The organism is Nocardia vaccinii NBRC 15922 (assembly GCF_001613305.1).
Lineage (GTDB): Bacteria > Actinomycetota > Actinomycetes > Mycobacteriales > Mycobacteriaceae > Nocardia > Nocardia vaccinii.
Genome location: NZ_BDCC01000017.1, coordinates 224,976 through 240,035 on the forward strand (window position 1 = coordinate 224,976; position 15,060 = coordinate 240,035).

The 15,060-nt window shown below is 67.4% G+C and carries 13 protein-coding genes; 3 read left to right on the plus strand and 10 right to left on the minus strand.

Features of this window, described 5'->3' with window-relative positions:
- Positions 1–66 precede the first annotated feature (66 nt).
- The 5 genes from NV1_RS13375 to NV1_RS45115 form a co-directional block, all read right to left on the minus strand.
- Positions 67–1,779, minus strand: a complete 1,713-nt coding sequence (locus NV1_RS13375) for a DUF3556 domain-containing protein (protein ID WP_067890612.1) — start codon at positions 1,777–1,779, stop codon at positions 67–69.
- Positions 1,780–1,900: 121 nt separating this feature from the next.
- The gene (locus NV1_RS13380; protein WP_169813326.1) at positions 1,901–2,941 is read right to left on the minus strand and encodes a LysR family transcriptional regulator; all 1,041 of its coding nucleotides are present in this window, start codon (positions 2,939–2,941) and stop codon (positions 1,901–1,903) included.
- Between the two features lie 79 nt (positions 2,942–3,020).
- Positions 3,021–3,515: a DUF6508 domain-containing protein gene (locus NV1_RS13385; RefSeq protein ID WP_067890255.1), complete on the minus strand. Its 495-nt coding sequence runs from the start codon at positions 3,513–3,515 to the stop codon at positions 3,021–3,023.
- Between the two features lie 196 nt (positions 3,516–3,711).
- A complete protein-coding gene (locus tag NV1_RS45110; protein ID WP_067890258.1) occupies positions 3,712–4,077 on the minus strand; it encodes an FAD-dependent monooxygenase in 366 nt (121 codons plus the stop codon).
- Positions 4,074–4,322, minus strand: a complete 249-nt coding sequence (locus tag NV1_RS45115) for an NAD-binding protein (RefSeq protein WP_245713700.1) — start codon at positions 4,320–4,322, stop codon at positions 4,074–4,076. The genes NV1_RS45110 and NV1_RS45115 overlap by 4 nt, the downstream gene beginning before the upstream one ends.
- A gap of 91 nt (positions 4,323–4,413) precedes the next feature.
- Between NV1_RS45115 and NV1_RS13400 the strand changes: the two genes are divergently transcribed.
- Positions 4,414–5,328 (plus strand): LysR family transcriptional regulator, encoded by a 915-nt coding sequence (locus NV1_RS13400; RefSeq protein WP_245713701.1) that lies wholly within the window; start codon positions 4,414–4,416, stop codon positions 5,326–5,328.
- Positions 5,329–5,489: 161 nt separating this feature from the next.
- On the opposite strand, the gene proS is transcribed toward NV1_RS13400, so the two are convergent.
- A complete protein-coding gene (gene proS / locus NV1_RS13405; protein WP_067890265.1) occupies positions 5,490–6,929 on the minus strand; it encodes a proline--tRNA ligase in 1,440 nt (479 codons plus the stop codon).
- Between the two features lie 244 nt (positions 6,930–7,173).
- Here proS and hpnE point away from each other — a divergent pair, with 244 nt between their 5' ends.
- Positions 7,174–8,520 (plus strand): hydroxysqualene dehydroxylase HpnE, encoded by a 1,347-nt coding sequence (gene hpnE, locus NV1_RS13410; protein ID WP_067890269.1) that lies wholly within the window; start codon positions 7,174–7,176, stop codon positions 8,518–8,520.
- 9 nt (positions 8,521–8,529) lie between these two features.
- Here hpnE and NV1_RS13415 read toward each other — a convergent pair whose 3' ends face one another.
- From NV1_RS13415 to NV1_RS13425, 4 genes are all read right to left on the minus strand, one after another.
- Complete coding sequence (locus tag NV1_RS13415; protein ID WP_067890271.1) at positions 8,530–10,725, minus strand: molybdopterin oxidoreductase family protein; 2,196 nt, start codon at positions 10,723–10,725, stop codon at positions 8,530–8,532.
- Positions 10,726–10,787: 62 nt separating this feature from the next.
- Positions 10,788–11,873 (minus strand): flavin-containing monooxygenase, encoded by a 1,086-nt coding sequence (locus tag NV1_RS13420; RefSeq protein ID WP_281181823.1) that lies wholly within the window; start codon positions 11,871–11,873, stop codon positions 10,788–10,790.
- On the minus strand, positions 11,785–12,297 hold the full coding sequence (locus tag NV1_RS46345; RefSeq protein ID WP_281181824.1) for a flavin-containing monooxygenase: 513 nt from the start codon (positions 12,295–12,297) through the stop codon (positions 11,785–11,787). The genes NV1_RS13420 and NV1_RS46345 overlap by 89 nt, the downstream gene beginning before the upstream one ends.
- A complete protein-coding gene (locus NV1_RS13425) occupies positions 12,294–13,136 on the minus strand; it encodes a PucR family transcriptional regulator (protein ID WP_067890274.1) in 843 nt (280 codons plus the stop codon). The genes NV1_RS46345 and NV1_RS13425 overlap by 4 nt, the downstream gene beginning before the upstream one ends.
- A gap of 366 nt (positions 13,137–13,502) precedes the next feature.
- On the opposite strand from NV1_RS13425, the gene NV1_RS13430 reads away from it, so the two are divergent.
- Positions 13,503–14,720 (plus strand): oxygenase MpaB family protein, encoded by a 1,218-nt coding sequence (locus tag NV1_RS13430; protein ID WP_067890277.1) that lies wholly within the window; start codon positions 13,503–13,505, stop codon positions 14,718–14,720.
- Positions 14,721–15,060: the final 340 nt, after the last annotated feature.

Here is a 15,060-nt window from a genome sequence, read left to right on the forward strand (position 1 = left end):
CAACAGCGGGGCACCATGATCGTAAAGAGTCAGCAAAGGATACGCAAAATAATTTGTACCCGAGTCTCACTCGTCCACGTGCACCGGCAGGTCATCGGCCCAGGGCTGGCGGGTCACCATATCGGCGACCCGGACGTGGCCGCGCTCGAATTCGCCTGTGGCGGCGTCGACGAGGCGGTACCGCTGGGTCTGGCGGTGGATGGGCTGGCCGTCGAGCAGTACGACGCGCACCTCGCCCGGTTCGAACTCGCAGCGTTCCTGTAGGGCGGCGATGAGCTGCTCGTTGTGCATATGGCCGTCACCGAAGTTCCACCCGACCGCGGTGCTGCAGATGCGCTCACCGTCGGTGATCGTGTAGTCGTCCTCGTTCGCCCCGGCCATCGCCCGATGCGCGAGGGTGAACAGCGCCCGTCCGTGCGTGTTCATGGCACGGAACGCGTAACCGAGATACAGCGGGATCTGTGCGCGATCCTTCCCGTAGAACCGCTCCAACTGAGCCTGCGGCATACTCGCGATGGCGACGATGTTCGCGCCGATCTTGGCCGAAGCGGACGGTTTCACGCACCACAGGGTGGTGTCCCAGTTCCCCGCGTAATACCGCATGCCGGACAGGAAGGAAATGTAGCGCGGGAACAGATTTCCGGCCACGACGACGCCCGCCACCACGACGAAAAGCAGTGCGACCAGTACGGGATGACGCAGACCGGCCGGCCTGCTGCCGGCGTGTCCCACGAACAGCGTGAGCATGCCGAAGATCATGAAGACGTTCCATTCCAACGGAACACCCATCGGGATCGCGGTCAGGATGCCGAGGTGGAAGCACACCATCACGGTGGCCGCGATCGCGGTCGGCAGTCCCCCGTGCGCGAAGAACAGCACCAGCGGAACGCACAGTTCCACGACGGTGGCGCCGTGCGCGACGATCCGCGAGACACGTCCCGGCCGCAGATCGTCCGGGAACTTCTCGAAGAACATCCGCTTGAGCGACCGGTGCCGGATCAGCGGATTGTTGGACATCATCGTCGAGATCACGAACGGGAAGTGCCGGTTCAGTTTCGACACCGCGGCGCCCATCCAGATCACCATGAAGATCAGTTTCGCCGCGACCAGCGAATCCGCGCCCAGCAGGAAGGCCAGGGTCAGCGACCCGTACACCTCCCCGCGCGCGGCCAGGAAGATCACCTTGTCCCGCAGGCCCAGCACGGCCAGCAGCGCCAGGATCAGCACGATCTCCCAGACCGGCAGCAGCCCGACGGAGCTGTCCAGGCCGGGCACCGGTCCGGTTCCGTCGGAGAACAGCGCCACCACCGTGACCACCAGCAGCGCCGCGTACAGCAGGATGTCCACCGGGGTGCGCGTCGTCCCGGCGGTGAGCGGAATGCGCGGCCACGGGGGCAGCCGGATGGTCCGGGGCCGCAACCAGTACAGGACCGATCCCATCGGCGGGAAGTAACGGTTGTTCAGCGGCCCGAATCCGCAGCCGAGACCGATCACCTCGAACAGCATCGTGTAGAGCACGACCTTCTGGAACACGATCGGTTCCGACCACCATCGGCCGACGTCGAGAAATCCGTCGATGCCCTTGGTGGACAACACGATCAGCCAGCCGAGCAGGATGTACAGCAGAATTTTGCCGACATAGGCCAGATGCAGCGCGACCGGCGTCCCGAACCCGACCTCGGCCCAGTGCCGCGCCATGGGCCGGATCCGCTCGCTGCGCGTGCCCTTGCTCCACTCCGCCACATCGATGACCGGCAGCTCCGGTTCGCGAAACCCCATCACACACTCCCATCCGAGATCACCCGGATCGTCCTCGAGCCCCGATCCGGGCCCCGCCACGGTGGCATGCCCGCGGTGTGCTGTCAATCATGTCCGGACATGTGTCCCGATGCGCGTGCCATCATCCCGCGCGATGCGCGGCGGCGGCCGGAGCGGGCTCGGGATTCGAGGGCAGGAAGATCGGCCGGTCCGATTCGGGAATCCAGCAGTCCGCGCCGATATCGTCGTTGTAGTTCTCCCGGACGTGCGCGATCAGCGGTGGCATACCCGGATGCGCACCGGCGCTCGACCACAGCAGCGCGTGCGGATAGGCGGGAGTGGGACCGAAGATCGGCAGGCGGCGGATGTGCGGATGCCACGGGAAGCGGTAACCGTCTCCGGCGAAGCTCGCCAATGTGTCCGAGGCGGCGAGACGATCCAGGACGGCCTCGAGCCCGAACGGGCCGCGCCCCTTCTCGCGATCGTCCTCGCGTTCGGGCGAACCGCCCGGCACCCGGCCGGTGACGATCTCGATGCCACTGAATGCACTCCACTCCCGGTAGTAATCGGCCCATTCGGACGGCACCGACGCGCCGGGAACCCACACCGGATAGGGCACGATCTGCGTCGGCGTGACCGCCGAATGCGCGGCCAGCGGATGATTGCGGCCGACCAGCAGGTGCAGGGGTTCCAGGTGGGCCGGGACGATGCCGATGCCCGGCGGCAGCGCCCGGGGACCCCCGTACGGACGCGCGAACGTCGCGTCGACGCGACCGTTCAGCAGCGCGTCCCGACCGGATCGGAACGCGGTGGCCATGACGATCTCGACGTCCGCCTCCGGGTTGCGGTCCAGGTAGTACCGCATGGACACCGAGGCCACATGTCGTTCGCCCTGGACGGCGACCCGCAGCGGTCGCACCTGAGCCCGCGCGGCGGCCACGGTGTCCTGGGCCACCGCGAGCAGCGCGCGCGCATGCGGCAGCACCTTCGCGCCCGCGGCCGTCAACGCACTGCCCGAAGCCAGCCGATCGAACAGGCTCACCCCGAGCCGACTCTCCAGTTTCGCGACGCGCTTGGACACGCCCTGCTGCGTGATGCCAAGAACCCGCGCCGCATGGCCGAACTGTCCCTCGTCCACCACGGTCACGAACGCCCGCACCGCCGCCAGATCGAGATCGGTCACCACACCTCCCGTTACGCTGGGTTGTGCATCCTAACCAGCGTGGCGCGGGTTCCGCACCCATGGGAACAACCGATGGTTGTCACGCCCGGCGCAGCAGTCGCCACCGGCTCCGGCGTCGCCCCTCGGCGCGGGCGTCCCGCACGGGAGCCGATACGGGCTGCTCACCGCGCCAGGCCCGCAGGCGTTCCAGGGCCACGGCCAGGGTGCCGTCATCGAGCAGATGGGCGATGGTTCCGGTGATGAATCGCTCCGAGTTGATCATCATGCTCAGGACGCGAACCGATTCCGCGACCGGCGCGTCCGCCAGACCCCGCCCGGCCTCGTACCGGCTCAGGCCATCCCATTGCCGCCAACGGAATTCGACGACCATACCCGCGCCGTCCAGCGCGGTTAATAAAACGTTCACCTCGTCGCTGTAGCGGATGTACGGCTGCTGCCCGGAATTGAAGATCCATTCCGAATGAGGGCCCTGTGCGGCCAGCAATTTGTCCGTCGCCGACCACAGGGTGCCCCAGCAATCGGAAGACGTCGCACGCAGGCGAGTTTCGATCGCCGCGTCATCGAGAACATCCACCAGGCCACCGTACCGCGCACCCGCACAGGCGATTCCCGGCCGCGGCGAGCACTCCGGCGGCTAATTCGGATACCGTGTGGCACGAGGGTCGGCAACCCCGGGCCGACGCCGGTCAGCAACGGTCCGCTTCCCGAACCGGTTGCGCCGAGCGGTAATTCGGTGACCATACGCAAACCGAACGGTCTCGATTCGGCGCTCAGTTTTCGCGACCGAGGGCGGTGGTCAGCATCCAATGACTGAACGCCGCGTACCGCTGCGCGAATTCTTCAGCGTCGGCGGCGAATTCGACTTCCGTCGAGAATGCGCGCACCCGGTCGAACCTTTCCCGGCGACGGCGCTCGTACTCGCTCAGGGCGTTCGCGAGATCCGCGTCGGCGCACAGGCAGGCGCACAGCACACCGACGTCCTCGACACCCAGGGCGCCCCCGGCGGAGATGTGCGGCGAAAGTCCGTGCGCCGCATCGCCGATCAGCACCACGTGCGGACCGGTCCAGCAGGACAGCTCCGGGACGAGCAGGATCGGGTTCTCCAGGATCGCCTCCTCGGGAGTGGCCTCGATCATCCCCAACAAATCGTCGTGCCAGCCGCCCGCGGCGAGGTTGTGCGCCCGGGCCAGGGCCCGCTCCCGGCCGCACCGATGCCGATCCGATCGAATTCACGAAGCGCGTTGTCCCACAGCCCGATTCCCGCGCCTGCTGCCCGGATCTCCGGCGCCTGTTCGAGGACGGTCACCTCGTGCCCCACCTGCCCGAGCGCGGCCGCCGCTGTCAGTCCGACCAGTCCGCCGCCCGCCACGACTACTCGCATGATCTGTTCCCGTCGCCGATATCCGTTGGTACCGAGATCAATTCAATGATCGACGAGATATGATTGCAAATGCATACTTATTATCCTTACCATGCGTCGCATGCATGTGGATCTGAATCTGCTGACCGCCCTGGACGTCCTACTGGCCGAGCGCAGCGTCGGCGCGGCGGCGGATCGAATGCATCTGTCCCAACCGGCGATGAGCCGCACACTCGCCCGGCTGCGCCGCGTCACCGGCGATCCGATCCTGGTCCGCTCGGGCCGGTCCATGCTGCCGACGCCCTATGCCGAGCAGATCCGCGACGAGTTGCGCGCCTTGGTCGAGCAGGCACATGCGATCCTGACTCCGCCAACGGATTTCGATCCCGCGACCGTGCAGCGCAGCTTCACCGTCCAGTGCAACGACGTCCTGGCCAATGCGATGGTCGCGGACCTGCTCGACCGTATCCGCCGCGACGCGCCCGGCGTCCGGCTGCGGATCCTCGGTGAATCCGGCGCCAACTCGGATGAGTTGCGGGCGGGGCGAATCGACGTACGCCTCACCGCCGACGAACCCGACGAGCCCGATCTGCGCGCCCGGGTCGTCGCGACCGACCGCCTCGCCCTGGTCCGCACCGGCCCCGGCACACCCGCAACCCTCGCGGAATTCGCGGCGATCGACCATGTCGTGGTGTCCCGGCGCGGACGATTGCGCGACCCGATCGACGACATCCTCGAAACCCATCGATTGTCCAGGCGCGTAGTACTTTCGGTGCCGACGATCGATGTCGCGCTACGCGCGGTCGCCTCCGGCGGTCTCGCCACGGTCGCTCCCGCCTCGTTCGCCCGCCGCGCCGTGCCTGCGGGCCTGACGGTCCACCCGCTTCCCTTCCCGCTGCCGCCGATCCGCGCCGTGATGTCCTGGCACGCACGGGTCGACACCGACCCGGCCCACCGCTGGCTGCGCGATCTCATCGCGGCTTCCGCGGCCGCCGCGATCGGCGTGGAAGTACCCGGCGATCAATGAACGCCGCTGCCGCGCAGGCTGAATCGAACAAGACCGCGGGAGCACCGCCCAGTGCGTCCCGGTCACAATCGATCCCACGCGGCCGCGAGCCGGTCTTCGCGGTGCGGACCGCGAAGACCGGCTCCGCGTGCCCGGCCCCGGCACGCGGAGCCGGGCACCGGTCAATAAGCCCGGCCGAAGATGACCCGTTTCCCGTATGCCGATGGCGCGTCGCACCGAACACAGTTCCCGGTGGCGGGTTCGCCGTCGACGGGGATGCAGCGCGGGGTGGCGGCGGTGACGGATTTGATCCGCTCCTCGCATTCACGGCTGCCGCAATGCAGCGCGACGGCCCAGCCGGTCGACACCGCGTCGACGAAATCCGCCCAGGTGTCGACGAGGCGGGTATTTTCGTCGCGGAATGCGGTGGCGCGGGCCAGCAGATAGGACTGGAATTCCGCCAGGATCGCGGGCAACTCCCGCGGCAGGGACTCCAGCGGGACCGCCTGTTTGCCTTCTCCGCCCAGGCGTTTCACCATCATCGCGGTGCCGTTCGCCAGATCGCGCGGGCCGAGCTCGAGGCGGATCGGCACACCGCGCATCTCCCACTCGTTGTACTTGAACCCCGGGGTCAGCTGCGGGCGAGCGTCGACGTGGACGCGCACACCCGCCTCGCGCAACGCACCCGCCAGTCGTTCCGCCGCCTCGCCCACCTCGGTGTCCTCGCCCCGAACGATCGGCACGATCACCACCTGGTACGGCGCGAGACGGGGCGGGAACACCAGCCCCTTGTCGTCACCGTGGGTCATCACGATGCCACCGACCATCCGGGTGCTCATCCCCCAGGATGTGGTGTGGCAGAACTCTTCCCGCCCCTGCTCGCCGGTGTAGCGGATCCCGAAGGCCGTGGCGAAGTTCGTGCCCATGTAGTGCGAGGTCCCCGCCTGCAGGGCGCGGCCGTCGCGCATCATCCCCTCGATCGTGTAGGTCGCGACCGCGCCGGCGAATCGCTCCCCCGGCGTCTTCTCCCCCGGCACCACCGGCATCGCGGCCAGATCGCGGGCGACCTCGTGGTAGATGTCCAGCGCGAGCATGGTCTCGCGCAGCGCGTCGGCGCGATCCAGATGTGCGGTGTGGCCCTCCTGCCACAGGAATTCGGTGGTACGCAAGAACATTCGCGGCCGCATCTCCCAGCGGACCACATTCGACCACTGATTCAGCAACAGCGGCAGATCCCGGTGCGAGCTGATCCACTTGGCCATCATCTCGCCGATGATCGTCTCCGAGGTCGGCCGCACCACCAGCGGTTCCTCGAGTTCCTTACCGCCGGCGTGCGTGACGATCGCCAACTCCGGGGAGAACCCCTCGACGTGTTCGGCCTCGCGACTGAGGTAACTCTGCGGAATCAGCAGGGGGAAATAGGCATTCTCGTGACCGGTGTCCTTGATCCGCCGGTCCAGCTCGCCCTGTAGTTGCTCCCACAGCCGGTACCCATACGGTCGGATGATCATGGTGCCCTTGGCCGGGCCTCGATCCACGAGACCTGCCTTGAAGACCACCTCGTTGTACCAGGCGGCGAAGTCCTCACTCTGTGCGGTCACACCACGTTCATCCCGTGCCATGGTCGCCCAGGCTACCGGCCGTGATCGCGATTCCCGCCATCAGCGTGTCCTCGGACGTGACGAGTCCGCGCGGCAGTTCCGCCACGCGATCTGTGCGGCATCACCATTCCCGCCGCCGCGATCGGTCATCCCCGACATACGCTCTTGCAGCAATGAGAAGTCGACCCTATCTTCGACTCGTAAGCGGAGCAGGCGTCGCGGTGATCGTCTGGCCGTTCACGTCTTTCGCACCTGGAGGTCGCAGATGGACAACACCCACCGATACGTCGTCGTCGGTGGCGGGCTGGCCGGGCTGGCCTCCGCGGTGTGGCTCGCCGAGGCCGGACATCGGGTCACGTTGCTCGAGCGGCGCGCCCGGCTGGGCGGGCGCACCCAGGCGTTGCAGGTTCCGGAGGTCGGCGATCTGCCCGACAACGGCCAGCACGTCATCGCCTCCGGATACGAGCACCTGTTCCGCTATCTGCGCAGCGTGGGCACCGACGAACTGGTGGAGTTCCCGCACACCGGCGCGCTGCGCTGGCCGGGTGGCCGATCGGTTCTCATGCATACCAAGGGAATTCGCGCGCTGCCCACGCTGCTGGGCGCACACCCCGATGCGAGCCCGCTCGAGCGCCTGCGCGCCTTGCGGGCGACCCTGCGGCTGGGCCGCCAAGCCCTGTTCCAGCCCGCGGACCTGGCCGACATCACCACCGCCCGATGGTTCGAGCGAATCGGCATGCCGGCCAAGGCCCGGGAGGCACTGTGGGATTGGCTCGCCCTCGGGATCGCGGCCGAGCGGGTGGACCGCGAATCGGCGAAGGTGTTCGCCGATGTGCTGGCGACCGGTATCCGCCAAGGGATTCGGCAGCGTCGCGCGGTGGGGATCGGCTATCCGGTGGTCGATCTGGACACACTGTTCATCACCGGGGCCCTGCGGGTGTTCGAGCGGTACGGGGTCGAGGTCCGGTACCGGGCGGTGGTCGACCGGGTCGTCATCGAGAACGGCAAGGCGACCGGTGTGCGACTGGCGGGCGGCACCGTGGTTCCGGCCGACGGCGTCGTCGTCGCGGTGCCCAACTCGCGCATCCGCGGCCTGCTCGACCCGCTGCCCGAAAGTGACGAGTTGTACGCCGCGGCAGACAAATTGGGTTATACGCCGATCGTCAGCACCAACCTCTATCTGGACCGGCCGCTGGGTACCGAGGCCGCGATGGAGGCGATCATCGGCGGGACGGGCGTCATCGACGAGGTCTTCGACCGGCAGCGAATGCATCGACGCGTACCCGAGGACACCTGGCTGTACTGCCTGACCACCAGCGCGGCCTACGAGCAGATCCACAAGAGCAACGAGGAGATCATCACCGAGCAGATGGCACTGCTTCGCAAACACTATCCGGCCGCCGCCACGGCGCGCGTAGTGCATGCGCAAGTGGTCAAGATGCCGAGGGCGACCTTCTCCCAGACCGTCGGGACCGACGGACTGCGCCCCGACCAGCGCACGTCGGTCCCGAACCTGATGATCGCCGGAGACTGGACCCGCACCGACTGGTCCGCGACGATGGAGAGCGCGGCCCAGAGCGCGGCGAAAGCTGTTGCCGCGCTGCTGAAATAGGCCCGGCGTTCAGGCGATCGGCGTCGGCATCTCCGCACCCGCGCTGCGCGCGTCCTCCTGCGCGGGCGCGCTCGCGATGCTGACCCAGGTGTTGTTCACCGCCGCGGTGCCGGAGATCGGATCGACCAGCGCCGGATCGTGCAGCAGATTCACATTCGCGCCGGGTAGCGAGGCCGCCAACTGCCAACCTACGCCGGGTTCGCGGTGACCCCAACCGTGCGGAATGGCAACGGTCCCCCGGCGGATCTCATCGCTGACCTCGAGTGTCACCACGATCGAGCCCGTCCGCGAGGTGACGGACACCTGTTCGCCGTCGGTCAGCCCCCGTTCGACCGCGTCCGTGGGATGCATCAGCGCGGTGCAGCGGTCGCGGCCCTTCACCATCGCCGGGACGTTGTGCAGCCAGGAGTTGTTGCTGCGCAGGTGACGTCGGCCGATCAGGCGCAGATCATAGCCGTCCGCTCCGGCCTCGCGATCACGTTCGAGCAGGGCACGCGTCGCGGCCAGGAAATCCGGCGGCGCGAGATGCACTCGCCGGTCCCGCGTGGCGATGATGGACGCCAGACGCGGACGCAGCGGCCCGAGATCCGCACCGCCGGGCATGGCGCGCAACTTGGCGACGGTGAGCCCCTTGCGCCCCCGCCGCAGCACGCCGTACGGGCCCGCGGCGATCGCGGCCCCGGCCAAGCGAATCGGATCGAGCCGGGCGAATATTCGGTCCAGGGCGGGCGCGGTGAACCGGCGCGCGGGCAGCGGCAGCACCTCGGTGATCATCCGCGCCATGATCTGCCAGTCCTCCAGCCCCTCGGCCGGGGGTTCGAACACAGCGGCGTCGTAGCGCAGGTTGTTGCGCACGCTGAACACCGGGAACAGCAGGTTCACATCCGCGCGCTCGAGCGGTGAGACCGGCGGCAGGATGATGTCCGCGTGCCTGGTGGTCTCGGTGACGTACATATCCACGGCCACATAGAAATCCAGCGAATCCAGTGCCGCGCCGAGCATTCCGCGCTGCGGTGTGGACAGCACCGGGTTCCCGGCGTAGGTGATCATCGCCCGGATCTGCCCATCGCCCTCGGTGAGGATCTCCTCGGCCAGCGCCGCCACCGGCAGTTCCGTGCGGAACGACTTGTACCGGCCCGAACGATCGGTCCACGCACCGTGTTTCACCCGCAGGTATTTCGCATACGGCGCCGCATCGGCAGGCGGGGTCGCGAACATCTGCCCGCCGGGGCGGTCCAGATTCCCGGTCACCGCGTTGATGGTGTTCACCAGCCAGTGCGTGAGCGTGCCGGTGACCTGCTGGCACACCCCGATTCGCGCGTAGATCAGCGCCGACGGCGCGGCGGCGTGCTCGCGGGCCAAGCGACGAATGGTGTCCGCGTCGACGCCCGCACGCGGCGCTGCCGATTCCGGATCACACTGTGCCGCAAGGGCACTCAGCTCGTCCCAGCCGGTACACCGAGCGCGCACCGCGCCGGTGTCGCACAGATTCTCCTCGATCAGCACGTGCAACATCGCCAGCAGCAGGTACACATCGCCGCCCGGAACCACCGCCACGTGCTCATCGGCCAGACGCGCGGTCTCGGTGCGCCGCGGATCGATCACCACGACCTTGCCGCCCCGCTGCCGCACATCCTTGATGCGCTGGCGGGCGTTGGGCATGGTGGTGACCGATCCGTTGGACACCGCCGGATTCGCGCCCAGGATGACCAGCCGGTCGGTGCGGTCGATATCGGCGACCGGCATGAGCACATTGGAGCCGAACATCTGCCAGGCCGCGAACTCCTGCGGGAACTGATCGATCGACGACGCGGAATAGAAGTTCCGCGTCATCAGCGCGACTCGAAGCAGAATCCCGTACAGCCCCGAAGTGCTGTGTGCCGCAGGGTTTCCCAGATACATTCCGATCGCGCTCGCGCCGTGCTCGCGGCGGATCGAGCGCAGCCGCCGGCCGATCTCCGCGAATGCCTCGTCCCAGCCGATCGGCTCGAACCGATCGCCGACCCGCCGCACCGGCGTGCGCAGGCGGTCCGGATCATGGTGCAGCCCGCCCATGGCGGTGGCTTTGGGACAGATGTAACCGCGGGAGAGCACGTCGTCCGGATTGCCCTCGATCCGGGCGACGCGATCCCCCTCCACGGTGACCAGAATCCCGCAGTGCGCCTCACAGAGACTGCACTGCCGTGCGACGGTGCGAGTATTCATGTCTATTCCTCTCGAGCCGGACACGCCCCGAGCCTACCGGCCTCATCGCCCGCCGTACACGGTCATTCGGCCGGTTCGGTGACGGCGGCCGGCGTCGTGCGGTAGTCGTTCGGATCCAGTCGCCTGGTCCGCTGCCGGTAACCGCGCATCGATCCGGGCCAGTTGTTGGTATTGACCGGACCGGTCGCGGTATCGGCCACGTACCAGCTGTGGCAGCCGCCGGTATTCCACACCGTGGTAGCCAGACGCTCCTGCGCCCGCTCGTCGAAACGGTCCAGCGATTCCGCACGTACCTCGAGATACCGGATGCGCGAAAGGTGTTCCGCCGCATGCACGATGTGGTTCATCTGACTCTCCAGCATGTGCACGATCGAACCCGAACCCACGTTGGTATTGGGACCGTACATCAGGAAGAAGTTCGGGAATCCGGGCACGGACAGCCCCAGGAACGCCCGTGGCCGCTGCTGCCACACAGCGTCCAGATCCCGGCCGTGCAGCCCCGTGATCCGCATCGGCGCGACGAAATCGTGGGAGCGGAAACCTGTTGCGAGAATGATGGTGTCGGCGTGATGCTCCCACCCGTCGGCGTCGACCACCGCCCGCGGGCCGATGTGGTCGATGGGACTGGTGACGACGTGGGTGTTCGGCCGATTGAGCGTGTCGTAGTAATCGTTGGAGGTCAGGATGCGGTTGCAGCCGACTTCGTAGCCGGGCGTCAGCGCGGTCCGCAGCGCCGGATCGGACACCCGGCGCAGATTCCAGCGGCACCAGGCCCGGATCGGCGCGGACAGGACGCGCCGCCCGCGCGGGGAGATCAGCATCGGATTCAGGACCGCCTCGAACCAGAGGAATATGCCGAGCCGGGATGCCCTCTGTAGCAATGGAAACCACCGATTGAGCAGTTTCCGAAACGGCGGATACTTCCGATCCGGCTTGGGACTGATCCAGTACGGCTGACGCTGGAAGATCGTCACCGTCCGCGCTTGCTCTGCGATGTGCGGTACGAACTGCAGTGCGCTGGCGCCGTTTCCGACCACCGCGACGTCGCGTCCGGCGAGGTCATGGTCGTGATCCCAACGCGCCGAATGGAATACCCGTCCGGTGAACTCGTCCAGCCCGGCGATGACCGGATAGGACGGCCGGCTCAACTGCCCCACAGGCCGCGACGAGCAGATCCGCGATGATCTCTTCGCCGTCCGCGGCGGTGAGTACCCAGTGCACCGCGTCCGGATCGAAGCGGGCCGCGACGATCTCGGTGCGGAAGCGGATGTGCGGCAGCAGCGCGTTGTCCTCGGCGCAGTTCTCCAGATACTCCAGGATCTCGGGTTGTTCGGCGAAACGGCGCGACCAGGCCGGATTCGGCTGGAACGAATAGGAATACAGATGTGAAGGCGCATCGCAAGCCGCGCCCGGATAGCTGTTGTCACGCCAGACCCCGCCCACCCCGCCGGCCTTCTCGTAGATGGTGAAATCGGTACAGCCCGCGCGCTCGAGCCGGATCGCGAGGCCGAGGCCGCTGAAACCGCTGCCCACGATGGCGATCGATGGCCGGGGCCTGCCGGTTGTCCTCACATTCGCTCCTGGTTGGCTGTGCGTGCGCGGGGTTGCGACGGCAGGTCCGCGCAGTGGTAGGCGTGGACGATGAGCGCGGACTGCAGGTACCACAGCCCGCTGGGCCAGTTCGGATCCAGACCGGTCAACTCCCGGATCCGGCGTAACCGGTAATCGACTGTGTTGCAATGGATCTTCAGCAGCCGTGCGGTGGTCTGGCGCTGGAACCCGTTGTCGATGTGCAAGCGCAGCGTCTCGAGCAGATCCGGATGCGCCGCGACCCGCTCGATCACGGTCCGCAGATATTCCGTCGCGGGCCCCGGCCGGGTGAGCTGATACTCCAGCGACAACTCGCGGAACCCATACAATCGCGGCGGATAGTGCAGCCGGTGGATGATCTCCAGCAGTTCGTGCGCGACGACGGTCGCCCGCGGAATTCCCGGCGCCTCCGATGGCACCGCGACCGCGACGACCGGAACGTGGGCGGCGTGCGACAGGTGCGGCGCCAGCTCGGACGGCAGATCGCCGTGGTCGCCCACCGGCACCAGCACTGTGCCGCCGTGCACGCCCAACAGCGGTAGCGCCTGCTCACCGCAGACCGAGTACACCGCCTCCTGGATACGCGCCAACCGCGCCGCGCCGACATCCGGATCGGACGGCGCCGGGATTCGGCGCAGCGATTCACCGGCGAAGCCCAGGGCGATCACGGTGTAGGCCTCGGCGACGGGAATCCCGGCGGCGCGGGCGACCGCACCGACGCTCTCCCCGCTCATCAACGCCGCGCTCATCGTCGCCACGGCTCCGACCCGGTCACCGGCCGCGGCACGCAGCCGTTGCAGGTGGGTCAGCACCGCGACCATGGATTGCGGAACACCGTCTTGATCCGAATTGTCCCGAGATAGCCTCTGCCACACGTAGTTCGCCCACCGCGCACCTCTCCGACGGCTTCGGCATGGGATGTGTTGCGTAGCACTGACGGCCCCCGTCCTCTGGTTGGCCCTGTGTCGGATGCGGAACAGATTAACGCCGATGCAACAAAGCATCAATAGTTGATTCAACGTCTAAATACTTTTGACACAATGCAACAGTATTAGTATCGTTGGTTCATACGCTCCTCCAGCGTGCCCAGCGGGCCGGCCGCGCCGCCCGATACGACACCGACTCGATCGCGGAAATGTCTGCTCGCCTGGCTGCGAGATAGCCACGAGCTCGAAGGAGAGCACCAGATGAACCTGACCGTTCCACTCCGACACCCGGTCGGCCCTCGCCCCGTCCCGGGCCTCCGGCCCTTCGCCGTGATGTTGGGCCTGACCAAGCCCTCGCCCGCACGCTGGAACGAACTCGGCGAGGGTCTGACCGTCGGCGATCAGCGGATGGACGAACTCGTCGACTGGATGTACCAGGAGGGGATGGACCGCACCCGGCCGCTGTTCGAGCGCGCGCTGCGCGAGGGTGTCGACGCGATACCGAATGCGCCGGAACCGTTGCGCGCGTTCTTCGTTCATATCGAGACGCCGCCGCCGTGGCTGGATCGGGAGAAGGTGGCCCGCGGCGAGCTGGTCTTCCGCCTCGGCGGCGCCGACGGGCTGTACATCGCCCGGGACGTATCGTTCCTCGGCGGATATCTGGCCTCGGGATTCAACAAGACGCTGCTGCGCACCGGCGCGCTGGAGAAGGGCCCCGCCAAGCGATTCGCCGAAACCCTGCAGTGGGCACTGGATGTGACCCGCGAGGGCGGGATGGGACCGCTGGGCCCCGGGTATCGCTCCACGGTCCACGTGCGGTTCATCCACGCACTGGTGCGGCGGCACGTCGCGGCCATGCCGGACTGGCGCGACCAGGAGTGGGGACTGCCGATCAATCAGACCGATATGGCCGCAACGCTCGTCGGCGCGCTGATCGCGCCGTTCGTCGGCGCCATGGCCATGGGGTTACTGGCCCCGCCGCGCGATCTCGAGGCGGCCGCGCATCTGACCCGATACGTCGGCTGGTTGATCGGCGTGGATGATCATCTGCTGCCCAACAGTTTTCGCGATTCGGTCCGGGTTCTCTACCACTGCCTCACCGCCATCACCAATCCGGACGAGACCTCGCCGCAGTTGGCGGTTCCGATGGCCGACGACCCGCTGAGCTGGCACTATCCCAATTTGCCGGGCCTGCGCGGGCGCATCGCCCGGCTACAGCACCTGTCGGTGTCGAGCCTGTTCCTGGGCCCTTCGGCCATGCGCAAGCTGGGCCTGCCCGGATATGTTCTGCCGTGGTATCCGCTGCTGCGGATACCGATCAATCTGATCCGCTCGGTCACCGCGCGCATCGTGCCGGGCGGCGTGGAGCGCGCGGCGATTCGCGGGCGGCGGAGTCAGGAGAGATTCCTGCGCACCCTCATCGGCGCGGACTCCGCGATCATCGGCGATTCGGCGCACCATATCGGTCGCACCGCCTGAGGACCGTTTCGAAGCGGGTGATGTGGTGACACCGCCGCACCGCGCGGCAATATCGGCGTTCTCACCGAAAGTTGTTGGCTACGTCGATGTATGGGCAAGGTCTCTCCGGTGAGGTGCAGCGACCGAGCTGAATCGGAGACCGCGCGACCAGCGTGGCGGTGATCAGGCGCGCGGATTCGACCGACGCCCGGTCAGCCCCGATTCCCCGTGGCGGTAAGGACTGCCATGGATCGAATGGGCGAGGGTGTGTGTGCAAACGGGCGATCCGATCGATGTAGTGACGGTGCACGACACTGTGCCACGCGGCACTGGTGAGCTCTCCAGTTAGCCTGTGAGCAGC